5 protein-coding genes are annotated in these 7,233 nt (G+C 60.9%); all 5 read left to right on the forward strand.

The window, feature by feature from the left end:
- The first annotated feature begins 358 nt into the window (after window positions 1–358).
- Window positions 359–1,126 carry a hypothetical protein gene (locus ABYO54_RS11750; protein WP_372808444.1) on the forward strand — a complete coding sequence of 256 codons (768 nt, stop codon included), beginning with the start codon at window positions 359–361 and terminating at the stop codon, window positions 1,124–1,126.
- Between the two features lie 94 nt (window positions 1,127–1,220).
- On the forward strand, window positions 1,221–2,696 hold the full coding sequence (locus ABYO54_RS11755; protein ID WP_372808445.1) for a sulfatase-like hydrolase/transferase: 1,476 nt from the start codon (window positions 1,221–1,223) through the stop codon (window positions 2,694–2,696).
- Between the two features lie 65 nt (window positions 2,697–2,761).
- A complete protein-coding gene (locus ABYO54_RS11760) occupies window positions 2,762–3,715 on the forward strand; it encodes a hypothetical protein (protein ID WP_372808446.1) in 954 nt (317 codons plus the stop codon).
- Window positions 3,712–6,912 carry an SUMF1/EgtB/PvdO family nonheme iron enzyme gene (locus ABYO54_RS11765; RefSeq protein WP_372808447.1) on the forward strand — a complete coding sequence of 1,067 codons (3,201 nt, stop codon included), beginning with the start codon at window positions 3,712–3,714 and terminating at the stop codon, window positions 6,910–6,912. Before ABYO54_RS11760 ends, ABYO54_RS11765 begins: the two co-directional genes overlap by 4 nt.
- Before the next feature lie 77 nt (window positions 6,913–6,989).
- The coding region (locus ABYO54_RS11770; RefSeq protein ID WP_372808448.1) for a hypothetical protein at window positions 6,990–7,233 on the forward strand (244 nt) is incomplete at its 3' end.

The raw sequence follows: 7,233 nt of genomic DNA on the forward strand, positions 1-7,233 counted from the left end.
GCCTTGAACTCCGCCGTGTGTTTCCGTCTCTGTTTTTTCATCATGGCTCCTATCCTTCCATTTATGGAGCCCTGCGCCAAAACCTAACTTAATCCGTGGTCTAAAATCCCCGAGCCACTTCTTTATTTGTCGGTGGCATGGAGAAGTGGCCCCGGTTTCCATACCGGGGATCGGGTTGGCGGAAAACACCGGATCGGAATCCGTTGCTACGGATTGTTGCTGAATACGCAGGTCGCCGTTGTAGGCATAGGACTTCGTGCGGGCGGGCCGTCCTGTTGGTTCGGGCGACTTTTTCGGGGTTGACTGTCCAGATATTATATTGCAAACCGTATTTGGAATATAGAAAGGTGGTTTTTTGATGAATGGAACAGTGGAGAGAAGGGGCGTCGCGGCGGCCGCGTTGGTGGCGTTCGTGGTGGGGAGCATGTCCGTATATGCGGGGGCTTCCGGTGCAACGGTTGCCGAAGGGAAAGGCGGGGCTGGTTTGTATGAAAACGGCGCCATGCGCGCCGACCCGGTGAAACAGGCGTATTTCGATATGATGGAGCGCTTCAATTATCCGATTCCGGATATTTTGAAGACGGACGCTTTTTGGGTGTGCGACTTTGACCAGGGCGATATCTTGGCGCTGGGCATGGGCGGCATCTTCTGGATCAACGAAAAGGGCGAATACAAGTCGTCCGGCGCGGGCACGTATGACGGCTCGTACAAGGACGAGCAGTTCGGGTATTTGCTTCATGAGATCTATCTGTTGCCGGGGCAGTCGTTGCCGGAGCATCGGCATCTCGGCGGGCCGGAGGGCCATGGTCCGAAAATGGAGTGCTGGCAAGTGCGCTACGGCGAAGTCTATTTCCATGGCGAATACCGGCATGGGGACGAGGTGCCGATCAGCGAATGGCCGGCCGACCGGCGCCCCTGGGGCTATGGCGAGGATTGGTTCAAGTCGAAATACATCGTGAAGCGCGATGCCAAGACGAACCAGATGTATGTCCTCAAGGATCCGGAATCATGGCACGGCCAGATGGCGGGCCCGGAGGGCGCAATCGTTACCGAGGCGGCGACCTATCACAACCATGTGATGTTCAGCAAGCCGGGCATGGCGTTCAAGAACAGCGGAGCGGAATAAGCATTCAACCGCAAATGGCCGCAGGCAAACGATTGCCTGCGGTTTCTTTTTTTTTACAATCAGGTCGATCGAAACAACGAACAGGGGATTGGGTATGTGTAATTGGAGACAGGGATTGATGGTGGCCGTGGCGGCGTGTTCAACGGTCGTGGCGGCGGCGGACAAGCGACCGAATATTCTTTTCATTCTTGCGGATGACCAGTCGCCCTTCGATCTGAAAATGTATAACCCCTCGTCCGTTCTGGACACCCCGGTGCTGGACCGTTTGGCGGCCGAAGGCATGGTTTTCGACGGGGCGCATCACATGGGTTCGTTCTCGGGAGCGGTCTGCAATCCGTCGCGCCATATGATCATGAGCGGCCGCACCGTCTGGCATCTGCCCAATGTGAGCAAGAAGGTGATGCGGCCGATCTGTCCCGCGGACATTGTCGAGCAGACGATGGGGGCGGTGTTCACCCGGGCGGGCTACGATACGATGCGCACCTGCAAAAAGGGAAACAGCTACGCGGAGGCCAACGCCCAGTTTACGGTTGTTCACGATTCCACCAAGCGCGGCGGAACCGACGAAACCGGCAGCGCCTGGCACGCCAAGCAAGTGCTGGCCTATCTCAACGAACGCGAGGCATCCAAAGACCAAGATCCGTTCCTGATCTACTATGGCTTCTCCCATCCGCACGACACCCGCGATGGAAAACCGGAGTTGCTGAAAAAATACGGTGCGACCAACCACACGGACCCAAACGCGCTTCCCGTCCTGAGCCCCGAGCGCCCGGCGCCGGCGTTGCCGTCGAACTATCTGCCGGCCCATCCGTTTGCCCATGGCCATCCGGGATTGCGCGACGAGGAACGGGTGTCTGGGGTTTGGAAGAACCGCGACGAAGCCACGATCCGCAATGAAGTGGGCCGGGAATTCGCCTGCTCGGAAAACATCGATATCCAGATCGGCCAGGTGCTCGACAAGCTCGAAGCGATGGGCGAGCTGGACAACACCTACATCATTTATACCGCCGACCACGGCATATCCATTGGCCGCCATGGCCTGATGGGCAAGCAAAACCTCTACGAGCACACCTGGCGCGTGCCCTATATCGTGAAAGGCCCCGGCATCAAGCCCGGCTCCCGCGCCAAGGGCAACATCTATCTGCTCGATACGCTGCGCACGCTTTGCGACCTCGCGGGCATCGAGGCTCCCGAGGCGACCGAAGGCATCAGCTTCAAGCCCGTGCTGGAAGGGAAGCAGGAGACGGTTCGCGACGTGCTCTACGGCGTCTATTGCGGCGGAACGAAGCCCGGCATGCGCTGCGTGAAAAAGGGCGACTGGAAGCTGATCAAATACGATGTGCTCGATGGCAAGGTGCGCGAAACCCAGCTGTTCAACCTCGCGGAAAATCCGGAAGAGTTTCTCAAAGAGCATCGCGGGCTGGCCAACGCAAACCCGAAGCCCAACCAGGTCAATCTGGCCGGCGATCCGAAATATGCGGGCAAGCTCAAGGAGATGGAAGCCCTGTTGCTTTCGGAGCAGCGTCGGCTGGACGATCCCTACCGCTTGTGGGATCAGCCCGAAAATTGAAACCCGATGCAACGGTGGAAACCGAATGCAGGCCCGTAGCCAATGACCGAATGAGAAGGGGATCGATGCGCAAAACCTTGATGGGCCTGCTGGCGGGTGTTTCCGCGTCGGCGTTGGCGGCGGGGCACCCGTTTTTCGCCGCCGGATGGAAAAGCGGCGGCCCGGCGATCTACGATGCCGCATTCAAGAAGCAGTGGCAGCTGGAGTCGGCCGACGAGCTGACCGATGGCTGGGTGTTGCCGGACGGCGGGATCGTCTATAGCTTTTCCACGCGGAAGGAGGGCATTGCCGGGGTGGTTCGGCTGGATCCGGAAAAGAACAAGCGGTGGGAATACCGCGTTGCGCCGGGGCACGACAACCATTCCTGCCAGCCGTTGCCGCATGGCGGGTTCCTGCTGGGCGAGTGCGGCAAGGAGGCGTTGTGGATGGTGGAGATCGACCGCGACGGCAAGCCGCTCAAGCGCGTCAAGGTGGCCGACGCCCCGCTGGACCTGCACCACGCCTTCCGCGCGGTTCGCAAGACGCCGCAAGGAACCTATCTCGGCACGCTCATGAAGGGCGCGGGCAAGCTGAAAGGCGGGCATGCGTATGAGTGGGACGCAAACGGCACGTTGCTGCGCACCTTTCCGTCGGGCTCGTTCCACGCGGTGCGGCTGCCCAACGGCAACACGCTGGTCTCGGAAGGAAGCGGCACGGATGGCCGCGTGATGACCGAATATGCGCCCGACGATTCCATCGCGTGGGCGCTGACCGGCGAAGACCTGGAAGCGGCCGGGCTGCTGGTCGGTATGGTCTGCGGGTTCCAGCGCCTGCCCAACGGCCATACCGTGGTCAGCAATGTGAAGCACGGAAAGAATCCGCTCGGCGCCAGGAACGGAGCGTCGCCGAAAGCCTTCGAGGTGACGCCAAACAAAAAAATTGTCTGGAAAGTGCCCGCCTCGGCGTCTCCTCATAACATGGGGTCCATACAGTTGCTGGATGACCGGGGAAACCCATCCAATGCGGGGGATTTGAGATGAAGCAATTTGCAAAAAAAGGGCTGTTGACTGCCCTGCTCGCGGCCGTGCTGCCGTTTTGCGCTCAGGGCAAGGCCGACGAAAAGACCGATTCGGGAAAGAAGCGCGACCGCGAAAAAAGAGCGCGGCAGGAAACCGGCCAGCCCGCGACCGAAAAAATCATCGAAGATGCGCGGCTCGCGATCGAATATCTCGGCCGGCAGTATCCGTCGTACAAGAGCAAGCATTTCCTGAAGCAACTCGATCGGCTGGCGGCGGAAGGCGCTGCGTTCGAGGAGCTCGACCAGCTGCGCTACGAAGCCCTGGTGCTCAACAATCCGGAGGTCCGCTTCGACCGGATCCTGTTCCGCAGCTCGAAGTCGTCGCATTTCCCCTCCAATTGGCAGGGGAACTCCACCTACCTGCGCCGCCACGGCGAGGAGACCCATCCCAACTTCAACGATGCGTTCCAGGTGCTCAACCTCAAGGATCGGTCCATCGAAACCCTTTATCGCCCCAAAGACATCAAGGAAGGGCTGATGGATATTTGCCTGGATTATTCCGGCACCAAATTCCTCTACTCCGGGATCGAGACCGAAAGCAACACCTTCCAGGTTTATGAGATGAACACCGACGGAACCGGCATGCGGCGGATCACGCCGATCATGCCGGAGATCGACAACTACAACGGGATCTACCTGCCGAACGGGAAAATCCTGTTTTGCTCGACGGCCTCGCTCAACTCCGTGCCGTGCGTCGGCGGCTCCGATTATGTGGGGACGCTCTACGAAATCAACGCCGACGGAAGCGGCATGAAACAGATCGCGTTCGACCAGGAAAACGATTGGTATCCGTGGGTGAAGGAAAACGGACGGGTGATGTATTCCCGCTGGGAATACACCGACAACTCGCACTATTTCACCCGCATCCTGCTGGAAATGAATCCGGACGGAACCGCCAACCGCTCCATCTACGGCTCCAACTCCTACTGGCCCAACACCCTTTTCTACGCCAAGCAAATCCCCGGGCACACCTCCAAGTTTGCCGCCATCGTCTCCGGGCACCACGGAACCGCGCGCGCCGGCGAGCTTTTCATCTTCGACCAAAACCAAGGCGATTTCGAGGCGGACGGCGCCCTCCAGCGCATTCCCGGCCGCGGCCAGGAGGTTGAACCGGTCATCGTGGACAACTACATGAACGGCAAGTGGCCGCGCTTCCTCCACCCGTTCCCGCTGAGCGAAAACTTTTTCCTCGTATCGGGGCAGCTCACCTCCAAGGAGCGCTGGGGCCTGTATCTGGTCGATACGTTCGACAACATGATCAAGCTGGGAGAAAGCGGCGAGTTCATGTTCGAGCCGGTTCCGCTGATGACGCGCGAGCGGCCGCCGGTGATTCCGGACCGCCGCCGTCCCGACGCCGCAAACGGCACCTTGTTCATCCAGGATATCTACGAAGGGCCCGGGCTCGAAGGCGTGCCGCGCGGCTCGGTGGCGGCGCTGCGGCTGTTTACCTATGGCTATGCCTACCGCCTGACCGGATCGCACGACGCGCTGGCCATTGAGGGCGGTTGGGATACCAAGCGCATGCTGGGCACCGTGCCGGTGGAAGAGGATGGGTCGGTCATGGTCAAGGTACCCCACAGCCGGCCGCTGTCGATCCAGCCGCTCGACAAAGACGGGCGGGCGCTGCAGGTGATGAGAAGCTGGACGGTTGCCCAACCGGGCGAGATTGTCTCCTGCGTGGGTTGCCACGAGCCGAGCAACGCGGCGCCGCTGTCGCGGCCGACGCTGGCGGCGCGCAAGGCGCCGCAAAACCTCACCCCCTGGGTCCCGGGCGTCATGCCGCACGGATTCGGATTCAAGCGCGAGGTGCAACCCGTTCTGGATACCTATTGCGTGGGATGCCACGACGGCTCCAAGCCGGGACGGCCCAATTTCAAGGACGACACCGAGGTGCGGTTCAGCGCCAAGGCCAACTTCGGCAAATCCTACATGGCGCTGCATCCCTACGTGCGGCGCCCGGGACCGGAGAGCGACCTGCACATCCTGACCCCCATGGACTACCATGTCTCCACCAGTCCGCTGTTCCAGATGCTGGAAAAGGGCCACTACGGCGTGAAGGTCGACGACGAGTCCATGCGCCGCCTCGCCACCTGGGTCGACCTGAACGTGCCGTACCACGCCACCTGGACCGAGGTCAACGGCAGCGAGCGCACCCTCGCAAGCGCCGAGCGCACCGTGGAGTACAAGAAAAAGTTCAGCGGCATCAACGACGACATCGAGTGGATGCCGCCGCTTTCCGCGCGGCCTGCGTTCGTCAAGCCCGCCCGCCAGAAGCGCCCGAAGGCACTCACCCTTGCGGGGTGGCCCTTGGATGCCGCGTCCGCCGGCGAGAAGAAGACCGTGAAGTTCGGCCGCCAGGAATTGACCTTCGTGAAAATCCCCGCCGGGAAATTCGTGATGGGTTCCGTGACCGGGGAGCAGGATGAATACCCGCAGACCGTGGTGGAGATCGCGAAGCCGTTCTGGATGTCGACCACCGAGATCACCAACGAGCAGCTCAACGAATTCTTGCCGGAGCACGATAGCCGGGTGATCGACCAGCAATGGAAAGACCATATCTACGCCGGCTACCCCGCCAACGAACCGCAGATGCCCGCCGTTCGCGCAACCTGGAACGAGGCCGTCGCCTTTGCCCGGTGGATGTCGGAGGAGATCGGCGCGCCGGTGAACCTGCCGACCGAGGCGCAGTGGGAGTGGGCGGCGCGCGCCGGAAGCGACCAGCCGTTCTTCTTCGGGGAATCCGGATTCGAAAACCACGCCAATCTCGCCGACAAAAGCATCGGCCGCATGGCCGTGCGCGGCGTCAACCCGAAACCCGTTCCCGAAAAGAGCCGCACGCCGCTCAACAACTTCGTGCCGCGCGACGAATCGTTCGACGACGGCATCATGGTGCCTTCGGGAACCGCCCAGTTCGCGGCGAATCCCTGGGGCCTGCACGACATGCACGGCAACGTGGCCGAATGGACGCGCTCGACCTACAAGGCCTATCCCTACGACGGCGCCGACGGGCGCAACGATCTTTCGGCGGAGGGGCGCAAGGTGGTCCGCGGCGGATCCTGGCGCGACAAGCCCAACCGGGCCACCGCATCGTTCCGGCTGCCCTATGAACCCTATCAGCGGGTCTTCAACGTCGGCATCCGGCTGGTTATCGAGGAGTGAGCTTTCGGAACGAAAGGCATTGAACCCGGGGGGAAGCAGGTTTAGGTTGAACGTAGTTGAAGGATTTGGAGGTTACTATGCCGGTCAACCAAGCTGTTCTCTTCACCAAGCCGATCCACCATCTTGAAACCGACCTTTCCCCGGAAAAGCTCTGCAAGTCGGTTCGGGACTACTTTGGCCACCAGGGGTTTTCATTCGTCTTGGACCGGATGGTGTCCGGCCCCGAGCTGGCCCGGCGCGACGTGATCCGCCGCCATTATCTGATGTACAGCAAGGCCGCCTGCGCCGAAACGCTGGATATTTCCGAGGCGGGCAAGGACC

The organism is Pontiella sp., from assembly GCF_041622395.1.
GTDB lineage: Bacteria > Verrucomicrobiota > Kiritimatiellia > Kiritimatiellales > Pontiellaceae > Pontiella.